Source organism: Streptomyces sp. NPDC088246 (genome assembly GCF_044741025.1).
Classification (GTDB): Bacteria; Actinomycetota; Actinomycetes; order Streptomycetales; family Streptomycetaceae; genus Streptomyces.
The window spans coordinates 41,117-60,367 of record NZ_JBIURV010000024.1 but is presented as its reverse complement, the minus strand read 5'-3'; the positions used below and the strand labels follow the sequence as shown (position 1 = coordinate 60,367).

Here is a 19,251-nt window from a genome sequence, read left to right as displayed (position 1 = left end):
GCCGGTCGGCCGGGCACTTTGGGGGCGGACCGCCCGGGGAGACACCACAGGTCACCGACGCGAACAAGGTCGTGACCAGCCTATGGAGCAGCTCAACCCGAGGAGCCGGCCGGGTCCGTCGGACGGAGCGGTCGGCCGAGCCGGTCACCCGGACCGGTTCAGCCGGTGCGGTTCAGCATTGGCCGGGTCTGGCATAGACGGTGATGCGCGCCTGTGTGACCGTTCGGCTCGCGCATTCCTCGAAGTGCGCGTCGAGGGTGGAGCGCTTGACCGCCTCGGGCGCGTTCGCGTCCAGGGGCTGGCCATCCAGGTCGCGCACCGCGATGACGCGTGCGCTGGTCAGGATGCGCTCGCGGATCCGGTCCGCTGGCAGTTCCCTGCCGAACAGTGTGTTGGAGGAGACGGGGGTCTGTTCCAGAGCGAGGTCGGACAGGGACCGGAAGGAGTCCGGCCGGGCCAGCGTCCATACGCGCCTGCGTGACGGCATGAACAGCAGCCCGTCTCCCGGCTCGGCGATGTCCTGGACTGCCCGGGCAATCGCGACCGCGTCGTTCTTGCGGCTCCCCGGCTTCCGCAGCGCGGTGCTCACGGGTACGAGGGTGGCGAGCACCGAGGCCACTGCCACAGCACATGCCACACGTTGCACTGTTCCGGCATCGCGCGCCGACTGCCGGAGCCGGTCGAGCATCGAGCCCGCCAGGAGCGCGAAGCCGATGGCGGAGGCCAGGACGTAACGGTCCACGTACAACGGATGCAGCGGGCTTGTCAGCATGAGCAGCGTGCTGGGCAGGATCAGCAGCGGGAGCGCGAGCGCGGACAATGTGATCGGTCCGCGCGCTCGGCCGGCAAAGCGGGCGAAGGCGACGCCCAGCAGGGCCGTCGCGACGAAGCCCAGCACGTCCCCGGCGTCCGGCGTGCCGATCCAGTCCACCTGCGCGGACTGCGTGGTACTGAAGGCGGCGAGCGGGAGGAGGCCGGCGAGCACGCCACCCGCCGCGATGCTCCACGCCCACGTCACCGACCGCGCCAATCGCGCCCGGAAGACGGTCACGCCGTGGGCCAGGAGCATCAGTACGGAGAACTCGTGGAGGAGACAGGCCGTCAGCATCACCGCGCCGTACGCCACCCAGCCACGTCTTCCCGGCCGGGAGAGGTTGGCGACGAGCAGGCAGCTCGCCCACGTGATCAGTGCACAGACCAGGGCGTAGGACCGGCCCTCCTGCGCATACCGCTGCACCGGCGGGAGCAGCGGTAGGACGAGGCCCGCCAGCAGCCCGGTCCACGTCCCTCCGAGCCGCTGCCCCAGCCGTACGACGCCGACCGCCGCCGCGGCGACCGCCAGTGCCGACGGCAGCCGCAGCGCCACCAGGCCGCCGTCCCAGAGGCCGAACACCCCCCGCATGATCAGGTAGTACAGGCCGTGCACGACGTCGACATGGCCCAGGGTGTGCCAGATCTGCGGCACACTCCGATGTGACATTTCATAGGTGACCGCTTCGTCTCCCCACAGGGTGTCCTGGCGGCGGATTCCCCAGACCCCGATGAGCAGGGCCGGCAGGCCGGGGGCCCACGGGACCGCCCGGCGCAGGGCGCTCCGGACCGGTTGCGGGAGATGTTCCGTTCGCGAATCGACGACGGGGGCGGTGCGCTGGATGAGAGAGATGACGTGCTCCGTCCGAAGAGAGGTCTCTCGCTCAGCCGATCGTCCGTCGTATTGATGGGCAGCCCCCGCAGGCGGTGCCAATCAATTTCATTTGCGCTGTTCAGCGCCGTTGCGCAGACAACTCGACGGCGCATAGCGTGATCGCCGGTTCGGTAACTCGACGGTGGGGGCACGGGGTGGGACGTCCGGAGAAACCGGTGGATCCCGCCGCCGGTGCGGTGCAGATGTTCGCCCATGAACTGCGCAAACTCCGCCACCGGGCGGGCAGCCCCACCTACCGTGCGATGGCCCGGCACGCGCCCTTCTCGGCGCCCACACTCTCCGCCGCCGCAGCCGGCGAGCGCCTGCCGTCGCTGCCCGTCGCCCTCGCCTATGCGGCGGCCTGCGGCGGCGAGGCCGCGCACTGGGAGGAGCGCTGGCGCGCAGCCGCCTCATCGGAGCCGGCCGCAGCCGAGGAGCAGGGGACGGCGGGCGCGCCCTACCCGGGGCTCGCCCGGTTCGAGCCCGGAGACCCGCTGTACGGACGGGACGAGCTGACCGACGACGTACGGGAGCTGACCCGGCGGCACCGGTTCGCCGCCGTGGTCGGCGCATCGGGCAGCGGCAAGTCGTCCTTGCTGCGGGCCAGTCTCATCCCGGCCCTGCGCACCGACTCCGGCACCCCCCTGGCCGTGATCCGCGTTCTCACCCCGGGGGAGCACCCGGCCCGCACCCACCGCGAGCTGCTCACCCCCTCGACGGAGCCGGATGCCGGGGGCGACACGATGATCGTGGTCGATCAGTTCGAGGAGGTCTTCGCGCTCTGCCACGATCCGGCCGAGCGCGCCGAGTTCATCGATCTGCTGCTCGCCGCATGCGATCCCGCATCCCGCCTGCGGGTCCTCGTCGCCGTACGTGCGGACTTCTTCGGCCGGTGCGCCGAGCACCACGCCCTCGCCCTCGCCCTGCGCGACGCCACCGTGCTGGTCGGCCCGATGGCTCCGGCGCAGCTGCGCGAAGCGATCGTCGGCCCGGCCTCCGCGGAACGGCTGGTGGTCGAACGGGCCCTGACCGCCCGGCTCGTGGCCGAGGTCGTGGACGAGCCGGGCGGCCTGCCGCTGATGTCCCACGCCCTGCTGGAGGTATGGCGGCGACGGCGGGGCCGGACACTCACACTGGCCGCATACGAGGCGATCGGCGGAATCCAGGGAGCCGGCCCAGTCGGACGGCCCGCAGCCGCCACCGGCCGGCAGGACGCCGTGTTCACCGGACCGTCCTGCGAGGGCTGCGGCCGCCTGATGGCATTCAGCCCGGACAGCCGCACCTTCGCCCATCAGTCCGGTCCCACGACCGTCTCCGTTCACCCTCATGGATCCCTGCTGCAGGTGAGCGACCTGGTCGGCATCTCACTCGACGACCGGTCGGTGACCGTATCCCGTTCCTCCGCCGCGGGCGAGACCATCGAGGTCGGGAAACTGAAGGGTGACCCCGCCTGGTCCACCGTGTACCGCAAGCGTGACGGTTCCGTGGTGGCGACGGCCCCGGACGGCAGGTTCCTCACGGAGCTGGGTCAGTCGGTGGAGCCGGAGTCGGGCCGGGCGAGGCGGGTCCTGCGGGGCGAGAGCGTTGTCGCAACCGCCGACTACAGCCCGGACGGCCAATACCTGGCCATGGCCGACTTCTTCGGACGCGTCACCTTGTGGGACGGGGCGGGGCGCCGCCGCCTCGCCGTGCTGGCTCCCGGCGCCGACGGCGGGCTCCCGCAACCGGCCCTGGCGTTCTCCGCCGACAGCCGGTCCGTCGCCGTCGGCTCACCCGACGGTTCCGTGCGTATGTGGAGCACCGAGGACCCCGGCTCCCAGGGGGCCCCGCTGCCGGCCGCGGACGGGCCCGTGCTGGCGCTGGCCTTCGCCGCACAGGACAGCCGGCTCCGCGTCACCACCCCGTACACCGCCGTGCGCACCTACCCGCTCGCTCCGTCCCTGGCGGCCGCCGCCGTCTGCTCACGCTCCCGGGGCGGTCTCTCGAAGAACGAATGGCAGGCGCATCTGCCCGATGTGGGGTACCGGACCGTCTGCTGACCCGCGGGGTGCACCCCACTGGCCCACCCCGGATTGGCCAAGTCTTTGCCCGTGGCCGATTCGGGCCGCCCGCCGCGCCCGCGGCCTTTCCCGTACGGGCTGCGGAGCGCAGTACCCCGTATAGGAAGGGAAAAATGGCGGCCGAAAGTATGAGGGGCCGGCCTCTGTCGATGTAACGACCGTGTTGACCGTACGCAATCGCAGGCAGAGGCTCGTTACATAGCTGCTAAATACAACTGGTTCTGCCGGGCCTTCGCTTTCGGCACGCCGCCCGGGGGACGGCACCGTGCGTACGAACGCTTTCCCGGCCGGGACCGAATCGGGAGGACGCGTATGTGTGGCATCACCGGCTGGGTCTCCTTCGACCGTGACCTGCGGACAGCCGAGGACGTCGCGACGCTGGACGCGATGACGGAGACCATGTCCTGCCGGGGCCCCGACGACCGGGGGACCTGGATCGCCGATCACGTGGGGCTCGGACACCGGCGGCTCGCGATCATCGACCTGCCCGGCGGACGCCAGCCCATGACCGTCGGCACCCCCGAGGGGGAAGTCGCCCTCGTCTATTCCGGTGAGGCGTACAACTTCACCGAACTCCGTACCGAACTGACCGCCCGCGGGCACCGGTTCATCACCGACTCGGACACCGAGGTCGTGCTGCACGGCTATCTGGAGTGGGGCGAGTCCGTCGCCGAACGGCTCAACGGCATGTACGCCTTCGCCCTCTGGGACAGCCGCCACGACAAGCTCGTCATGATCCGCGACCGGATGGGCGTCAAGCCCTTCTACTACTGGCCGACGCCCGACGGAGTGCTCTTCGGCTCGGAACCCAAGGCCATCCTCGCCAATCCCGTGGCCCGGCCCCGGGTGACTCTCGACGGACTACGGGAGCTCTTCACCCTCGTCAAGAACCCCGGCCACGCCGTATGGGACGGCATGTACGAGGTGGAGCCCGGCACGGTCGTCACCGTGGACCGCGGCGGCCTGCGCAAGCACGTCTACTGGCAGCTCACGACCCGCCCGCACCCGGACGACCGGGACACCTCGATCGCCGGCGTACGGTCACTGCTCGACGACATCGTGCGCCGCCAACTGGTCTCCGACGTACCCCGCTGCGTCCTGCTCTCCGGCGGCCTCGACTCGTCCGCGGTCACCCTGCTCGCCGCCCGGCAGCTCGCAAAGAGCGGCGAGAAGGTCCGCACCTTTGCCGTCGACTTCGTCGGACGCACCGAGAACTTCGTCGCCGACGAACTGCGCACCACCCCCGACACCCCGTTCGTGCACGACGTGGCCGAGCAGGCGGGTACCCTCCACCGCGACATCGTGCTCGACCCGAACACCCTCGCCGACCCCGACGTACGCGCCCGGATGATCCGGGCCCGGGACATCCCGATGGGCCTCGGCGACATGGACGCCTCGCTCTATCTGCTCTTCCGGGCCATCCGCGAACACTCGACCGTCGCACTGTCCGGCGAGTCGGCCGACGAGGTCTTCGGCGGCTACCTCCAGTTCTTCGACGAGGAGGCCCGCAACGCCGACACCTTCCCCTGGCTGGTGCGGTTCGCCGAGCACTTCGGCGAGGACGCGGGCATGCTCCGCGACGACGTGAACCAGGCCCTCGGCCTGGAGACGTACATCCGCGACAGCTACGACCGCGCCGTCGCCGGCATCGAGCGGCTCACCGGTGAGAGCGACTTCGAGTACCGCATGCGCAGGATCTGTCATCTTCACCTGACGCGGTTCGTACGCATCCTGCTCGACCGCAAGGACCGCGCCAGCATGGCCGTCGGCCTGGAGGTCCGGGTGCCGTTCTGCGACCACCGGCTCGTCGAGTACGTCTACAACACTCCCTGGGCCCTGAAGTCCTTCGACGGCAGGGAGAAGAGCCTGCTGCGTGAGGCGACAGCGGATCTGCTTCCCCGGTCCGTGTACGAGCGGACCAAGAGCCCCTATCCGTCGACCCAGGACCCCAAGTACGCCGTCGCCCTCCAGGAGCACGCCCACGACCTCCTCGCACGCCCGGACCACCGGGTCTTCGACCTCATCGACCGCGCCCGGCTGCAGCGGGTCGCCGACCACGATGCGCCCCGGATCACCTCGGCGTCCCGCCGCGGCCTGGAACGTACCCTGGACCTCGCGATGTGGCTGGACATGTACGAGCCGGAGGTGGACCTCGGCTGAGCGGTCCGCCGCCTCCGGCCCGGCGCGCGGCCCATCGGGGTCGACGTACTCAACCGACCCGGCGCAGGGGCGTGAGGCCGTGGTCGACGAGCGGGCCGACGGTCAGCCCCTCGGCCCGAAGGCCGCTGATCATTTCCGGCAGCATCGCGAGTGCGGGCCGCCACCGGCCGGACGCCGACAGGTCGGCATCGTGGAGGAGGACCGTGCCGCCGCCCCGCAGTCCGCTGCGCACGGTCGCCAGAACCCTCTCGGGGGTCGCGCCCTCGGTCCAGTCCCGGCCCCAGGCCGACCACAGCACCGGCCTCAGCCCGGACTGCAGGGCCGCGGTCCAGCGGCCACCGGTCAGGATTCCGTAGGGAGGCCGGTACCACAACGGCCGGGCGCCCGAGATCCTTCGTACCGCCTCGGCTGCGCGCGAGACCTCGCGTGTGTCCCGGACAACGGTGGGAAGCCATGGGCGGCTGTGTGTCCATCCGTGAACGGCGAGTTCGTGTCCGCGGCCGACGATGTCGCGGCCGAGCTCCGGATGGCGCAGAAGACTCTCCCCGAGCACGAAGAACGTGGCGCGTGTGGACAACTGGTCCAATACGCGGAGGAAGTGCGGGGTGGAGCGGGGATCCGGGCCGTCGTCGAAGGTCAGGGCGATGTGGCGGGGGTGTCCGAGGCCGGCCAGGGAGGGGAAACACCTGCGCCGCAAACCGGGCAGCCAGGTGCCGGCGGGGGCGACATGAGCGGTCAGCGCCAGCGCCGACGCGGCCAGTGGGGCACGGAACGCAGGGGGGAGCCTCATGGGCCGGGGATTCATCGGGATTCCGCGCCTTCGTCGTTGTCGGCCATCGGTTGCGGTCGGGCCTGCTCCGTCGCGTCGTCGTTCCCTCTCGTCGAGTCCCAGTGACCCGCGACCGCCGACGAGAGCGACAGGCCCACCGTTCCGGCAGCGATCAGGCAGGCACCGAGCGTGGCCGGCAGCAGATGAACGCCCAGCGCGATCCGTTCATCGAACAGTGCCTTCCCCAGTACCACGCCCAGCAGCGCGTCCCCGAGGGTGAGCGCCGGCTGGGAGGCGGCGAGTGTCCCGGCACGCAGGGTGCTCTGGAGCAGCAACAGACTCAACAGACCGGCGCAGCACATCGCGTACAGGTACCCCGTGGTGAAGACCGCGGCCGCACCTTCCGGGATCCGGCCCGTGACCTCCTTGATCAGTGCGGCCGTGCATGCGAAGGAGACGGCGGTGGCACAGCCCAGCACCGTGGCGCAGGCAGCGCCTTCGAGGGGCCGGGCGAGCAGGGTCAGCGCGGCCGTCGCCGTCGCGGCGCAGACGCCCACAGCGAGCCATGTGCCGGCCTGTCCCGTTGCCTCACCCACCGACGGGCCGGCGGCGGCCAGGAAGAGCGCCAGCCCCGCGGCGAGCATCAGGAACGACATCCACGTCCTGCCACCCGGACGGTGATGGAAGACCGCCGTGCCGAGCAACAGCGTGAAGAGGAGTTCGCTCGCCATCAGCGGCTGGACCACCGACAGGCTGCCGACCGCCAGCGCACCCGTCTGGAAGGCCGCCGACAGCCCGAGCGCCGACGCACCGGCCAGCCAGAAGGGACGGCGTACCAGCTGCGCCAATCGGCGCACCGCCTGCCGCACATCCGGTCTGCCGCCCGCTGCCTCGAACTCCACCTGCTCCATGGCGGCCCGCCGTTGCAGCACGGATGCGGCGCCGTTGGCGAGAGCCGCCGACAGCGCCAGCATCACGGCGAGAACGTTCATGTCGGTGTTCAGCCGAAGCGGGTGGCGAGACGGTGATAGAGCCCGGGGGCTACGGAGCGCACACATCCCGGCAGACGCAGCCAGCCGGGGATGAACACCTCGTCACGGCCCGTCACAACGGCGTCCCAGACCGCGTCTGCGACGCGTTCCGGCGGCATGGGCCGGGGCCACGAACGGGTGTACGGCAGTCCCCGGCGTTCGAAGAACGGTGTGTCCACCACCGCGGGGACCAGATGGGTGATGCGTACTCCGGTTCCCCTCAGTTCGTAGTGCAGCGCATCGGCGAAGGCGGCAATGGCTGCCTTCGCAGCCGAGTACACCGCCTCACCGCGGACAGCTGCGGATCCCGCCACCGATCCGATCAGCACGATGTGCCCGCGCCCCGCGGCGAGCATGTGCGGCAGCAGGAGCCGTACCAAATGGACGACGGACACCAGATCCACGGTGAGGACCCGGTCGGCGGCGGCAGCCGGCATGGAACGGAAGGAGCCGGCCCAGCCGACCCCCGCTGCCGCCACGAGCAGGTCGACTCCGCCGGCGGTGTCGAGGGCCTCCTTGACCAGTTGCTCCGTACTGTCGGCCGACATCAGGTCCGCGTAGAGAGCCGTCGAGTACGTCGTCGCCGCCACGTCGTCCAGCCGCTCGCGGTCGCGACCGGCGACCAGGAGCCGCCAGCCACCTTCGGCCGCGATCCGGTGTGAGACGGCGGCGCCGATACCCGAGGAGGCCCCGGTCACCAGGGCCACACCGGCCCGGAGGTCCCTGCCGTCCGACGCGTCACCACTGGGCACGCCGCGGTGAGTGATGCCCGGAGCACGTGACATGGCTTCTCCCCTGTCTCAGCACGGTACGGCGCGGTGCCCGCCCCTCACACATTCAGGATGTGGGACTTCGCGTCGCCGTGTCGGGTTAGGAGTAGCCCGGACGGGCGTCGGCAAAACCGTCGGGGCCCACGCCTCACTGCACCGCACCGCTCGCGCCCACAGAATGGAACCGCGTTCCGTGCCTCTTCCGACGGATCCTCCGGATGCTCGCCGAACGAGGGTGGTCATGTGCCTGTTGGTCATGCGGCTGAGCCTCCGGCCGCGCATCGAAGCCTCGGCCGGACGGGGGTGTTCCCGCTGCGACGAGTGAAGGCGCCATCGGTGCTGCCGGCTCCGGATGGCGGAACGGAACTCCGGGGGCCGGTAACGGGCCCCTCCTGTACCGGCGCCCGGGCGGGGGTATACGACAGATGAACGCGGTACCCGGACGCTTCCTCATCCTGAGCGCAGGCATGGGCTCCGGTCACCACGCTGTGGCCGCCGAACTGGCCCGTCGGCTGGAGGCCCGCGGAGGGCGGACGACGACGGTCGATGTCCTTGATCTGCTGCCCCCCGGTATCGGCAGCGGACTGCGCTCCTTCTACCGCTCGGTCATCTGCCGCATGCCTGTGGTCTATGCCGGGCTGTACGCGGCGTTCTTCCGCGCCGGCGGCGGCCCCCGCCCCGGGAGCGCCCCGCTGGCCGCCCTCGCGGAGCGAAGGCTGCTTATGCTCGTCGCGCAACAACGACCGGACGTGCTCGTACCCGTCTTCCACCTCGCCGCCCAGCTCACCGGCGGGCTCCGCTCGCGCGGCGCACTCCCGGTCCCGAGCGCTGTCGTCATCACCGATTTCGACGTTCACCGCCAATGGCTGCATCCGGGCAACGACCTCCATCTGTGTCTCACACCCGATCTTGCGCATCAGGTACGGCGAGCGGTACGGCGCCCGGCTGTCGCCTCCGGCGCTCTGGTGGCACCCCGGTTCCACTCCCCGGCGCCCGCGGTGGCGGACCGGCAGCGGCGGCTCGACTCGCCGGACCGTCCGCCGGTGCTGATCTCGACGGGGGCGTGGGGCGCCGGCGCCCACCTGGGGCAGACCACGCGGCTGGTGGCTTCGGCGGGCTACAGACCGGTCGTGCTCTGCGGCACGAACACACGCCTGCGCCGGGACCTGTCACGCATCGCCCATGCCGATGCCAGGGGCTGGGTCGACGACATGCCAGGACTCATGACGGCCTCCCGCGCGCTCATCGACAACGCGGCAGGGCAAACAGCGCTCGAAGCGATGGCCGTCGGATTGCCGGTGGTCAGCTATCGGCCCATTCCGGGTCATGGCAGAGAGGGCGCCCGACGGATGGCCGAGCACGGTCTCACCGACTACGCACCGGACCCGTGGGCGCTGATCCGGGCCCTGGACAACCTGACCGCTTCGGGCCCGGTGCGCGAGCGGCGCATCACCACAGCGCACAGCCTGTTCTCCGGCGCGGGCGTGCTTCCTCTCGAAGCTCTGGTCCGACCGGGTTGAACGGCCCATCCGGAAGCAACGGCCCGCTCAGCAGTGCCGGGCGGCTGATCCGATACGCGGCAAGAATTCCCTGGTCAGTGCACCTGCGGCAGCTTTCGGTGCGGTGTCACGCCGCTCCTGGCGTCCGCCGCCCCTTGTAGTTGATCTTCATGGTGTCCATGTCCGTTGCCGTGGAACGCAGTTCGCCATGGCCGTACCCCTGCTCCTTCAGCAGCGTCTCGGCCCGGTCCTCGGCGATCGCGGATGCCATCTCCTCGCCGTCCCCGGCGTCCGACACGACCACGAACCGGAAGCTGAAATGTTTGAGCACACGGTCGTACGTCAGCGAGCCCTCCTCGGTGAACTGCATCGCGCTCAGGCCGTGCAGGTCCACCTCGGACAGGAGCCGGGCGCGCGCCTCGTCCGTCAGGCCGTCCCAGGTACCGCGCACGATCACTCGGTAGGTGTGCTGCGTGCTCATCGTGTTTCCCGCTCCGCATTCCGCTCGTGAACCGTCGAGGGCCAAGGTTACGGCGGTGAGGACGGGGCGCACGCGAATTATCGCGGGGCGGCGGCCCCGGGGCGTGGCGGGGAGGGCGACCCCGGCCGTCGCCATCCGCGGTCTTTTGCCGAAGTCTGACGGCGACGCCCCTGGCCGGGCCGCTGTCCAGCGTGTTCCATGGTCATCGGGGGCGCCCGGACCTGTGGCGGCCCGTGTGAGGGAGCGAGGTTGCCTTGGCCACGACCGTACGACGTGCCGTACTGACTCTGCCCGCCGCACCACTGGGCCCGGAGAACCCGCTGCCCGCACTGCGGCCGCTCGACGAGATGCATGTCGTCGACGACCGTGACAGGGCCGGACTGCCACGTGACATGGCACGCCAGATCGGCTACGAACCACTGGCCACCGTGCTCCCGGTCCGCATCCTCGACGGGTACGGGCGCGATCGCGTCCCCACCGGACTGGACGCGATCATCATCGAGAACGACCGGCTGCGGGCCACCGTCCTGCCCGGGCTCGGCGGCCGCATCCACTCGCTCCACCACAAGCCGACCGGCCGCGAACTCCTCTACACAAACCCCGTTCTGCAGCCTGCCGACTTCGCGCTCAACGGCGCCTGGTTCTCCGGCGGCATCGAATGGAACATCGGTGCCACGGGCCACACCACACTGTCCTGCGCCCCGGTCCACGCCGCCCGGGTGCCCGCACCCGACGGCGGAGAAATGGTCCGCCTCTGGGAGTGGGAGCGGCTGCGCGACCTGCCCTTCCAGGTGGACCTCTGGCTGCCCGAGGATTCCGACTTCCTGCACGTAGGCGTACGGATACGCAACCCGCACGAACACACCGCACCCGTCTACTGGTGGTCCAACATCGCCGTACCCGAGGGCGAACGCACCCGCGTCCTGGCCCCGGCCGACGAGGCATGGCACTTCGGTTACGAGCGGACCCTGACGAGGGTCCCGGTCCCCGAGACCGGCTCCGTCGACCGCACGTACCCGCTGCGCGGCGACTTCCCCGCCGACTACTTCTACGAGGTGCCCGACGGCGCCCGGCGCTGGATCGCCTCCCTCGACGAGGACGGCCACGGACTCGTCCAGACGTCGACCGATCTGCTGCGCGGCCGAAAGCTGTTCCTGTGGGGCAGCGGCCCGGGCGGGCGCCGCTGGCAGGAGTGGCTCACCGAGCCCGGCACCGTCGGATACGCCGAGATCCAGGCCGGACTCGCCCGTACCCAGCTGGAACACATCCCCCTCGAACCGGGCGCCGAGTTCAGCTGGCTGGAGTCGTACGGGCCGCTGTCCGCGGACCCCCGGGCCGTGCACGGCGACGACTGGGCGGCGGCCCGCGCCGAGACCGAGCGACGGCTCGCCGAGGCGCTGCCGCGCGCGGATGTCGACGCCGCGTACGCCGCCTGGCGCCCCTGCGCCGACAACGAACCCGGTGAGCCGCTCGCCACCGGTTCCGGCTGGGGCGCCCTCGAAGTTCGGCGCGGCAGCTACAAGCTCCCCGGCACACCGTTCGGCGAGTCGACCCTGGGTGAACAACAGGCACCCTGGCTGGACTTGCTTGACCAGGGCGTTTTCCCCGAACCGTGCAGGGTGGTCCCGCCCGGCCCCTCCCTGGTCTCCCGGCACTGGCGCGACATGCTGGAGACGGCCTCCGCCGAACCCCTCACCGAGTACCACCTCGGAGTCGCCCAGTGGCACGCCGGCGACCGCGCCCAGGCGGTCCGCAGCTGGGAACGCGGACTGGCCCTCGCCCCGTCCCGCTGGCCGCTGCTGCGCTGCCTCGCCGTCGCCGCCGAGGAAGGCGGCCAGCGGGACCGGGCGGCCGACCTCTACACCGAGGCGTTCGACGACCTGTGCGCGGAACGTCGTGACGACGGCGACGCCTGGACGTCCGCCACGGCGGCGCTCGGCCGCGAGGCGATGGAGGCACTGCTGACGGCAGGGCGCCCCGAAGCGGCCCGGACGGTGTGGGCCGGCCTGCGCCCGGCGGTCCGACAGCGCGGCCGCTTCCGCCTGCTGGAGGCCCGGCTGCTGATCGCCGAGGGCGACCGCGCTGCCGCCCGGGCCGTTTTCGACGAGGGCTTCGAGGTCGCGGATCTGCGCGAGGGCGCGGAAATCCTGGACGAGGTGTGGGCCGAGCTCACCGACGAGCCGCTGCCGGACAGATACAACTACCGGATGCGCCCCAGGGCTTGATGGCGAAGGCCGTCCGACCCGCGCCCACCTCCACCGGCGCGGGGCGGACGGCCGCGGGTCAGACGGTCAGGTTCCGGTCGACGTACTCGAAGACCGAGCCGTCAGGATGCACCGCGATCAGATTGCGGCCCACCGGCGTCGGTACCGGGCCTGCGAGGATCCGGGCGCCGACGCGTGTGAGCGAGGCATGGGCTTCGTCGACATCCTTGACCGCGATTGTCGCCGTCACCTTGCGCAGGATCTCCAGCTCCGACTCCGGGCCGCTCATCAGCAGAAAGCAGCTGATCGCGGCGACCGAGACGCCGCCACGCTCGAAGCAGAGCGCAGAACTGGCCGTGAGGTCCTCGTAGAAGGCCACCGCGGCCTCCAGGTCGTCGACGCAGATACGCAGCGTGGTTCCCAGAATGTTCATGCGGGCAAGGGTAGTTGGAGGTGCTCAGGCCCGGCAGAGCACCTCGCCGTGCGGGACCATGAACCAGGCGTCGTCGTGTGCGCCCCACTCGCGCCAGGCCGCCGCGATCGCGGCCAGTTCCTCGGTGCTCGCGTGGCCGCCGTCCACGGCCAGCTTCGCGTACACCGAGCCGACCGTACGGTCCGCCCACAGGCCGCTCCACCAGGCGCGGCTCTCCGGGGTGGCGAAGCACCAGTTGCCGGCGGATGGGGCGATGTCGGTGAAGCCGGCCCGGCGGGCCCAGGAGAGCAGCCGGCGTCCGGCGTCCGGCTCGCCGCCGTTGGCGCGGGCCACCCGTCCGTACAGTTCCTGCCAGTCGTCCATGCCCGCTGCCTCGGGGTACCAGGTCATCGCCGCGTAGTCGCTGTCGCGGGCCGCGACGATGCCGCCAGGGCGGCAGACGCGCCGCATCTCGCGCAGCGCCTGCACGGGGTCGCCCACGTGCTGGAGCACCTGATGGGCATGGACGACGTCGAAGGAGTCGTCGGGGAAGTTCAGGGCATGGACATCGGCGATGGTGAACTCGACGTTTTCCAGGCCGCGTTCGGCCGCGACCTCGGCCGCCCGGTCCAGGATCTCCCGAGTGGTGTCGACGGCGGTCACCCGGCCGGGGGCGACCAGCGCGGCCAGATCCGCGGTGATGGTGCCGGGTCCGCAGCCGACGTCCAACACGGCCATGCCCGGGCGGAGTTCGTCGATCAGATACGCCGCGGAATTGGCGGCGGTGCGCCAGCGGTGCGAGCGCAGCACCGACTCGTGGTGACCGTGGGTGTAGACGGCGGTCTCCTTCGGCATGGCCGTGAATCCTTTCTCGAAACGCAGAGCGCGACATGCGAACCGCGAAGCGCTGATCGGTACGGTCACCGTACGCGCGAATGTCGAATTATGAGATGTGTGTCTTGATATATGGACGAGCGAAAGGCTGGCCGGCATGCGGAAGGGGCGGCCGACACACAGTCGGCCGCCCCTTGTTCGCTCGCGGGCGGGCCTGGGCTTTCTCGTGTTCGGCGAGGGCACGGTAGATGCCGGCGACGCCGGGACTCTGCCCCTTGCGCTTGCCAGTGGGGATGATCAGGTCGGGCTGGATCTGCTCGACGGACTCGCCGCCGGAGCGGCGGCGGAGCGCGGTGTGCAGCATGTCGTCCGTGATGGGCAGGGGGCCGGCCGCCGTGCGGGGCGTTGGTGCCCCGGTCTTGAGGTGACCGGCGCCGCCACACCTCGCGGCCGGGGGTGGCACTGACCTCCAGTACCGGGGCGACGATGGCCGGCTGCGGGCCCAGCCCGCAGGCACGCGCCTCATATCCACGCGTGCGACTGATGCTCTGAATGTGACATATATGGCATGCGTGGAAATATGGGATGCGTGGTAGTTGGTGCTGGCGAGAACTTCTTTGCTGAACCCTCGGCTGGGAGGGCTCAGACAGGCGAGAGGAGTGCATCATGATCGCCAAGCTGCTCGGCAAGCTGTCCTTCACCCGCCACTACGGTGCGTACGGGGAACACGACTGGGGTGCGTAAGGCGGCGACGACCGGGTCTGACCGCACTGCCGGCGGGAGCCCCCGGGCGCTCGCCGGCCTCTGGCCACGCCGCCGACGATTTCGGCCTGGACAGGCAGGTACGAGAGTCAGGGGCGATCCCATGGGCCGAATGAATGAGCCGCCGCGGTTGCCCGAAGGCAGCTTCGCGGCCTGGAGCCGCGACCGGCTGGGACTGGCGCGCCGTGGCGCTGCCGAGTGCGGGGACGTGTGGCAACTGGAGCCGGGTGTCTACGTAGCCGCTACGGCCGGGCCGTGTGAAGAAGTCCTGCACCGCGCGCAGGACTTCCCCAAGCCACCCTCGCCTCTCTTCCCGCCGTTGAAGCGGTCGAGCGGAGCACCGACGCCCCAGGAGCGTGCGCACGCTCACGCCGCCCGCATGCGCGGACTACGCCCGCAGGCGGTTGCAGCCCGGATCGGTGAGATAGCGCCCAGGACCGCTCAATTTGCTGACCAGTGGCCCACGGGCCAGGACGTCGAGATTCTGCCCCCGGTCCGGCACGCCCTGGCAGAGATCGGCGTGCGCTACCTCTTCTCCGAAGACGCTCCCACCCTGCTGCCCTTTGCCTCACAGCTCTTCCTGGCCCGGGAGGTGCTCGTACGCCCCTCGCGCTGGGTATGGCCGCGCTGGGTCCCCACACCGGCACGGCGGTTCCGCACACGGCAGCAAGTCGCCTTCGTTGACGCTTTGCGGCCCATCGTCCGCCGACGCCGTTCATCGGGCCGGCTCGGTGACGACGTGCTGGGACAGATGCTCCGGCCCTCCTCCCGCTATGGCCTACTGCCGGAAGAGGCCATCCTCGACCCTCTCCCCGGAATCACCGTCGCCACCTTCGAGACACCTTCCCGGGCAGCCGGATGGATTCTGCTCCACCTGGCCCGGTACCCCCAGGCAGCGGGCCGCGTCGCGGCCGAAGCCGCCTTGCTGCCCGCGGACCCGGCCACCACGACCAGCACCCACCTCGACAGCCTGCAATGCACCCAGGCACTGGTACGCGAGGTGCTCCGACTGCACCCCCCGAGCTGGCTACTGACCCGGCGCGCCACGCGGCAGACTCAGCTCGCCGGCTACACCATCGACGCCGGGTCCACCGTTCTCGTCTGCCCCTACACCGCCCACTGCGACGCACGGGAACACCCCGAGCCGGACCGGTTCCGGCCCGAGCGCTGGCTCGATGATTCGGGCTCGCCGGCGAAACCCGGGGTCTTCCTCTCCTTCGGTACCGGGCCGCATGGCTGCGAGGGAGCCGCTCTGGCCATGGCGATGCTGACGCTCCTGACCGCGCAGACCGCCCGCCGCTACCACTTGAGCGAGCCGCCCGGACCGGAACCCGGCTACCAGGTCGCCACCTTCGAAGGTCTCGCAACTGTCGGCTTGCGCCTGCGTGCCACCTTGCGCAGCTGAGGGCAGTCCTGCTTTCAGTGACAGGCCGCCTCCACGGCGAACTCGCCCGCCTCGACAGTAAGCTGCTCGGCGGCGAGCTGGACCACCACATACGGGACCGCGGACAAGTCCTCGGTGGGGAAGACGCCCAGCATCCGCACGCAGCCCCACTGCACCGCCCTCCCCAGCCGGTTCGCCGACGCACGCTTCGCCCGCGCAGCCGTCGGCGCCCGCGTATCCAGACGGAAGAACTGCTCCAGCTCCCCGGTGTCCCGGGCCATCGGCGCCGACGAGCGGCTGCCCGCACCACTCGTCGCGTTCACGCGCCGCGAGGTCGGACCGTATGCGAAGGATCTCTCGCAGAGCGGCCTGTTCGCTCCGCCCGTCGAGCCCCCGCGGACGCCGACCCGCAGACCGACCTGCTCGCGCTCCTCGGCCGACGGGCCTGACCTCACCCGCGGTCAGCGGCATTGTCGCGGCAAGTGTCGCCCGATTACCCTGTGTTCGTGATTCCGGTCATCGGCCGGAGTGTCGAACGCGAGAGACGGGTGCACGACCATGGGGCGACTCGTCCCCGCGGTGACCAGGGCTCTGGACGTACTCGAGCTCTTCCTTCACGGCGACGGAACGCTCTCCGCCCCCGAGGCCACCCGCAAGCTGCAGCTGCCGCATACCACCGTCCATGAACTGCTCACCACCCTCGCGGCCCGCTCCTGCCTGGTGCCGGTCGCGGACCAGCCGGGCCGCTACCGCCTCGGGGTGCGTACGTACCAGCTCGGCAGTCGGTACGCCGAGCAGCCCGACCTCGCCGCCGAGGGCCGGCTCGGACACCACGAGGGGCAGAAGTGACCACCACACGCCTGGATGTTGCCGTACACGAGCACGCCGAGCTCGGCGAGGGACCGACCTGGGATCCCGTCACCGGCCGGCTGATCTGGGTCGACATCGTCTCCGCCCGCGTGCACACCTACGACCCGGTGAGCCGGCGCCGTACGGTGATGGCCACCGAACAGCACGTCGGAGCCGCCAAGCCGCGCGCCGGTGGCGGACTTGTGGTCAATCTGCGCGACGGCATCGGCCTGTACGACCCCGACGGCGCCTTCCACTGGCTGGTCCACGATCCGGAGCCAGGACGCCGCGGCAATGACGCGGCGGTCGCTCTGGACGGGGCGCTGTGGGCGGGCACCATGCGCTACGACGGCGCGGAGACCGGCGGCAGCCTCGCCCGCGTCGCGCCCGGCGGCGCGGTCACCCCGGTGCTGCCCGTCGTGGCCTGCGGCAACGGCATCGGGTGGAGTCCGGACGGGCGGCTGATGTACTTCATCGACACGCCCACGCGCCGTATCGACGTCTTCGACTTCGACGGTCAACACGCCGTGAACCGACGCCCGTTCGCCACCGTCGAGCAGGGTGCGGGATTCCCCGACGGGCTGACGGTCGACGCCCGGGGAGCCGTATGGGTCGCTCTGTGGGACGGCGCTGCGGTGCGCCGCTACACGGCCGACGGCGCCCTGGACCGGATCGTCGAACTCCCCGTACAGCGCCCGACGGCCTGTGCCTTCGGCGGCAGGGACCTGCGCGACCTCTACATCACCTCGGCCCGCACGGGGCTCGCCGCTCCGCATCCGCTGTCCGGTTCGCTGCTGGTGCTGCCGGACGCGGGGCAGGGGATGCCCGGGACGGCCTTCGCGGGCTGAGCCCGCCTCCCTCGGCCGTTACCGATGGCCGGCTGCCGGGCGGGGGCCTCGACGGCTCCGCTGGGCGGGCGCGGTCGGCCGAACCCTCGTATAAAGGGCCCTGAGTGCGAGACGACGGGACGGGGCGGCGGCGAAGGAGGCCCGGATGGCGCGGAAGCGGACCGAGCGGACCGGACGGGCGGGGCGCAAGGAGAAGGACGGGAGTGGTGTGGGTTTTGTACGGGAGGACCGCGGCCCTGTCCGGTACGGGCCGCCCGCACCCGATCCCGGTCTGCCCGTCCTGCCCGAGCTGGCCGGGGTGCTCGCCGCCGCGGCCGGCCGCAGTGAACCCGAACCGACCGGCGGCGGCGACGCCCTGCGCGAGGCCGCGATCGCCTACTGGGAGCGGCGCGGACTGCACGGCAGCCCGGAGAACATCGCCGCCGCCCCGGGCGCCTCGCCGCTGCTGCTCGCGCTGATCGCCGCGCACGGCGGCGACGTGCTCATGCCGCGTCCCTGCACAGCCACCTGGATTCCGCAGGCCAGGCTGCTGGGCAGGCCCGCCTATCATGTGCCGACCCCGGCCGAGTGCGGCGGCGTGCCCGATCCGTACGCGCTGCTGGAGACCGTGCGCAGGGTGCGCGCCGAGGGAGGCAGGCCCCGGCTGCTGCTGATCTCCGTCGTCGACGATCCGACCGCCACCGTCGTCCCGCCGGAACTCGTGAGCGAGGCGTGCGAGGCAGCGGTCGCCGAAGGGCTGCACATCGTCAGCGACGAGACCTGGCGCGACACCCTGCACCGGCCGCACGACACGGTCCTGCTCAGTCCGGCCGAAATGTGCCCCGACGATGTCACGGTCGTCTGTGATCTCGCCGGTGCGCTGACCCCGTCCGCCTGGCCGGTCGCGGTCGCCCGGTTCCCGGACACCGAGCGGGCGGCGGTGCGCCATGCCCGTACCCTCGACATCCTCACCGCACTCGGCGCGCACGTCGCCGGGCCCGTCGCCATGGCCGCCGCCCACGCGCTGCGCGAACCGGACTCCGTCACGGACCGGGTCCGCCGGGCCGCCGCACTCCAGGCGCAGGTCGCGGCAGCGGCCCACCGCGCGGTCCTCGCATCGGGCGCGCTGGCCAGACCCCCGCAGGCCGGCCGCCATCTCTACGCCGACCTCGGGCCGCTCAGATCCCGGCTCGCGAACCGAGGTGTCACCGACTCGCTCGAACTGGAGGAGTACCTGACGGAACGCCTCGGCGCACCGGCGCCGGGCGGCCACCGGTTCGGCGACGAACTGGGGGCGCTGCGCGTACGGCTGGGCACCGGGACGCTCCTCGGGTCGACCCCGGAACAGCAGATGGAGTCCCTCACCGCTGTGGCGCCCCTGGAATTGCCGCATGTGGCTCAAGCCCTGAGCATTTTCGCAGAGGCCCTCGCCGAACTCCGATGACGAACCGAGACGCCGAACCGGCTCCGAATCACCCCGATGACCCCGGACAATTCCGGTGCCCAGCTCCGAGACGGGAGTCTC

Annotated in this window: 15 protein-coding genes and 2 pseudogenes; 9 read left to right on the top strand and 8 right to left on the bottom strand. The window is 71.2% G+C overall.

The genetic code is table 11. The features are described 5' to 3' along the window. Window positions 1–172: 172 nt before the first annotated feature. On the bottom strand, window positions 173–1,465 hold the full coding sequence (locus ACIPEK_RS29355) for a hypothetical protein (protein ID WP_402001974.1): 1,293 nt from the start codon (window positions 1,463–1,465) through the stop codon (window positions 173–175). Window positions 1,466–1,887: 422 nt separating this feature from the next. Between ACIPEK_RS29355 and ACIPEK_RS29350 the strand changes: the two genes are divergently transcribed. Both ACIPEK_RS29350 and asnB read left to right on the top strand, forming a co-directional pair. Further along, complete coding sequence (locus ACIPEK_RS29350) at window positions 1,888–3,723, top strand: helix-turn-helix domain-containing protein (protein ID WP_402002173.1); 1,836 nt, start codon at window positions 1,888–1,890, stop codon at window positions 3,721–3,723. 333 nt (window positions 3,724–4,056) lie between these two features. Further along, entirely contained in the window at window positions 4,057–5,904 is a 1,848-nt protein-coding gene (gene asnB, locus ACIPEK_RS29345; RefSeq protein ID WP_402001971.1) for an asparagine synthase (glutamine-hydrolyzing), read from the top strand. A gap of 49 nt (window positions 5,905–5,953) precedes the next feature. Here asnB and ACIPEK_RS29340 read toward each other — a convergent pair whose 3' ends face one another. From ACIPEK_RS29340 to ACIPEK_RS29330, 3 genes are read right to left on the bottom strand one after another with little or no spacing between them, the layout of a single operon-like run. Further along, window positions 5,954–6,694: a polysaccharide deacetylase family protein gene (locus tag ACIPEK_RS29340; RefSeq protein ID WP_402001968.1), complete on the bottom strand. Its 741-nt coding sequence runs from the start codon at window positions 6,692–6,694 to the stop codon at window positions 5,954–5,956. Between the two features lie 11 nt (window positions 6,695–6,705). Continuing rightward, on the bottom strand, window positions 6,706–7,665 hold the full coding sequence (locus tag ACIPEK_RS29335) for a DMT family transporter (RefSeq protein WP_402001965.1): 960 nt from the start codon (window positions 7,663–7,665) through the stop codon (window positions 6,706–6,708). 8 nt (window positions 7,666–7,673) lie between these two features. After that, window positions 7,674–8,489: an SDR family NAD(P)-dependent oxidoreductase gene (locus ACIPEK_RS29330; RefSeq protein WP_402001962.1), complete on the bottom strand. Its 816-nt coding sequence runs from the start codon at window positions 8,487–8,489 to the stop codon at window positions 7,674–7,676. A 410-nt stretch (window positions 8,490–8,899) separates the two neighbouring features. Here ACIPEK_RS29330 and ACIPEK_RS29325 point away from each other — a divergent pair, with 410 nt between their 5' ends. Beyond that, on the top strand, window positions 8,900–9,994 hold the full coding sequence (locus tag ACIPEK_RS29325) for a galactosyldiacylglycerol synthase (protein ID WP_402001960.1): 1,095 nt from the start codon (window positions 8,900–8,902) through the stop codon (window positions 9,992–9,994). Window positions 9,995–10,100: 106 nt separating this feature from the next. Here ACIPEK_RS29325 and ACIPEK_RS29320 read toward each other — a convergent pair whose 3' ends face one another. Continuing rightward, window positions 10,101–10,454, bottom strand: a complete 354-nt coding sequence (locus tag ACIPEK_RS29320) for a DUF6204 family protein (protein WP_383071442.1) — start codon at window positions 10,452–10,454, stop codon at window positions 10,101–10,103. A 254-nt stretch (window positions 10,455–10,708) separates the two neighbouring features. Here ACIPEK_RS29320 and ACIPEK_RS29315 point away from each other — a divergent pair, with 254 nt between their 5' ends. Beyond that, window positions 10,709–12,679, top strand: coding sequence for a DUF5107 domain-containing protein (locus ACIPEK_RS29315; protein WP_402001957.1), 1,971 nt, complete (start codon window positions 10,709–10,711; stop codon window positions 12,677–12,679). Window positions 12,680–12,737: 58 nt separating this feature from the next. Here the strand turns inward: ACIPEK_RS29315 and ACIPEK_RS29310 are convergent, their stop codons facing one another. Together ACIPEK_RS29310 and ACIPEK_RS29305 are read right to left on the bottom strand one after the other, a co-directional pair. Continuing rightward, complete coding sequence (locus ACIPEK_RS29310) at window positions 12,738–13,091, bottom strand: VOC family protein (protein ID WP_402001955.1); 354 nt, start codon at window positions 13,089–13,091, stop codon at window positions 12,738–12,740. Window positions 13,092–13,115: 24 nt separating this feature from the next. Further along, entirely contained in the window at window positions 13,116–13,925 is an 810-nt protein-coding gene (locus ACIPEK_RS29305; RefSeq protein WP_402001953.1) for a class I SAM-dependent methyltransferase, read from the bottom strand. 853 nt (window positions 13,926–14,778) lie between these two features. On the opposite strand from ACIPEK_RS29305, the gene ACIPEK_RS29300 reads away from it, so the two are divergent. Then, window positions 14,779–16,071, top strand: coding sequence for a cytochrome P450 (locus tag ACIPEK_RS29300; RefSeq protein ID WP_402001951.1), 1,293 nt, complete (start codon window positions 14,779–14,781; stop codon window positions 16,069–16,071). 14 nt (window positions 16,072–16,085) lie between these two features. On the opposite strand, the gene ACIPEK_RS29295 is transcribed toward ACIPEK_RS29300, so the two are convergent. Next, a complete protein-coding gene (locus ACIPEK_RS29295; protein WP_402001948.1) occupies window positions 16,086–16,331 on the bottom strand; it encodes a DUF4158 domain-containing protein in 246 nt (81 codons plus the stop codon). On the opposite strand from ACIPEK_RS29295, the pseudogene ACIPEK_RS29290 reads away from it, so the two are divergent. From ACIPEK_RS29290 to ACIPEK_RS29275, 4 genes and pseudogenes are all read left to right on the top strand, one after another. Continuing rightward, window positions 16,318–16,499: pseudogene (locus ACIPEK_RS29290) on the top strand (TIGR03086 family protein); the annotation flags it as partial. The gene ACIPEK_RS29295 and the pseudogene ACIPEK_RS29290 sit on opposite strands and share 14 nt — an antisense overlap. A 109-nt stretch (window positions 16,500–16,608) precedes the next feature. Then, window positions 16,609–16,872, top strand: a pseudogene (locus ACIPEK_RS29285) (helix-turn-helix domain-containing protein); the annotation flags it as partial. Window positions 16,873–16,895: 23 nt separating this feature from the next. Then, a complete protein-coding gene (locus ACIPEK_RS29280; protein WP_402001945.1) occupies window positions 16,896–17,747 on the top strand; it encodes an SMP-30/gluconolactonase/LRE family protein in 852 nt (283 codons plus the stop codon). Between the two features lie 145 nt (window positions 17,748–17,892). Further along, on the top strand, window positions 17,893–19,170 hold the full coding sequence (locus ACIPEK_RS29275) for an aminotransferase class I/II-fold pyridoxal phosphate-dependent enzyme (RefSeq protein ID WP_402001942.1): 1,278 nt from the start codon (window positions 17,893–17,895) through the stop codon (window positions 19,168–19,170). The last annotated feature ends 81 nt before the right edge of the window (window positions 19,171–19,251 follow it).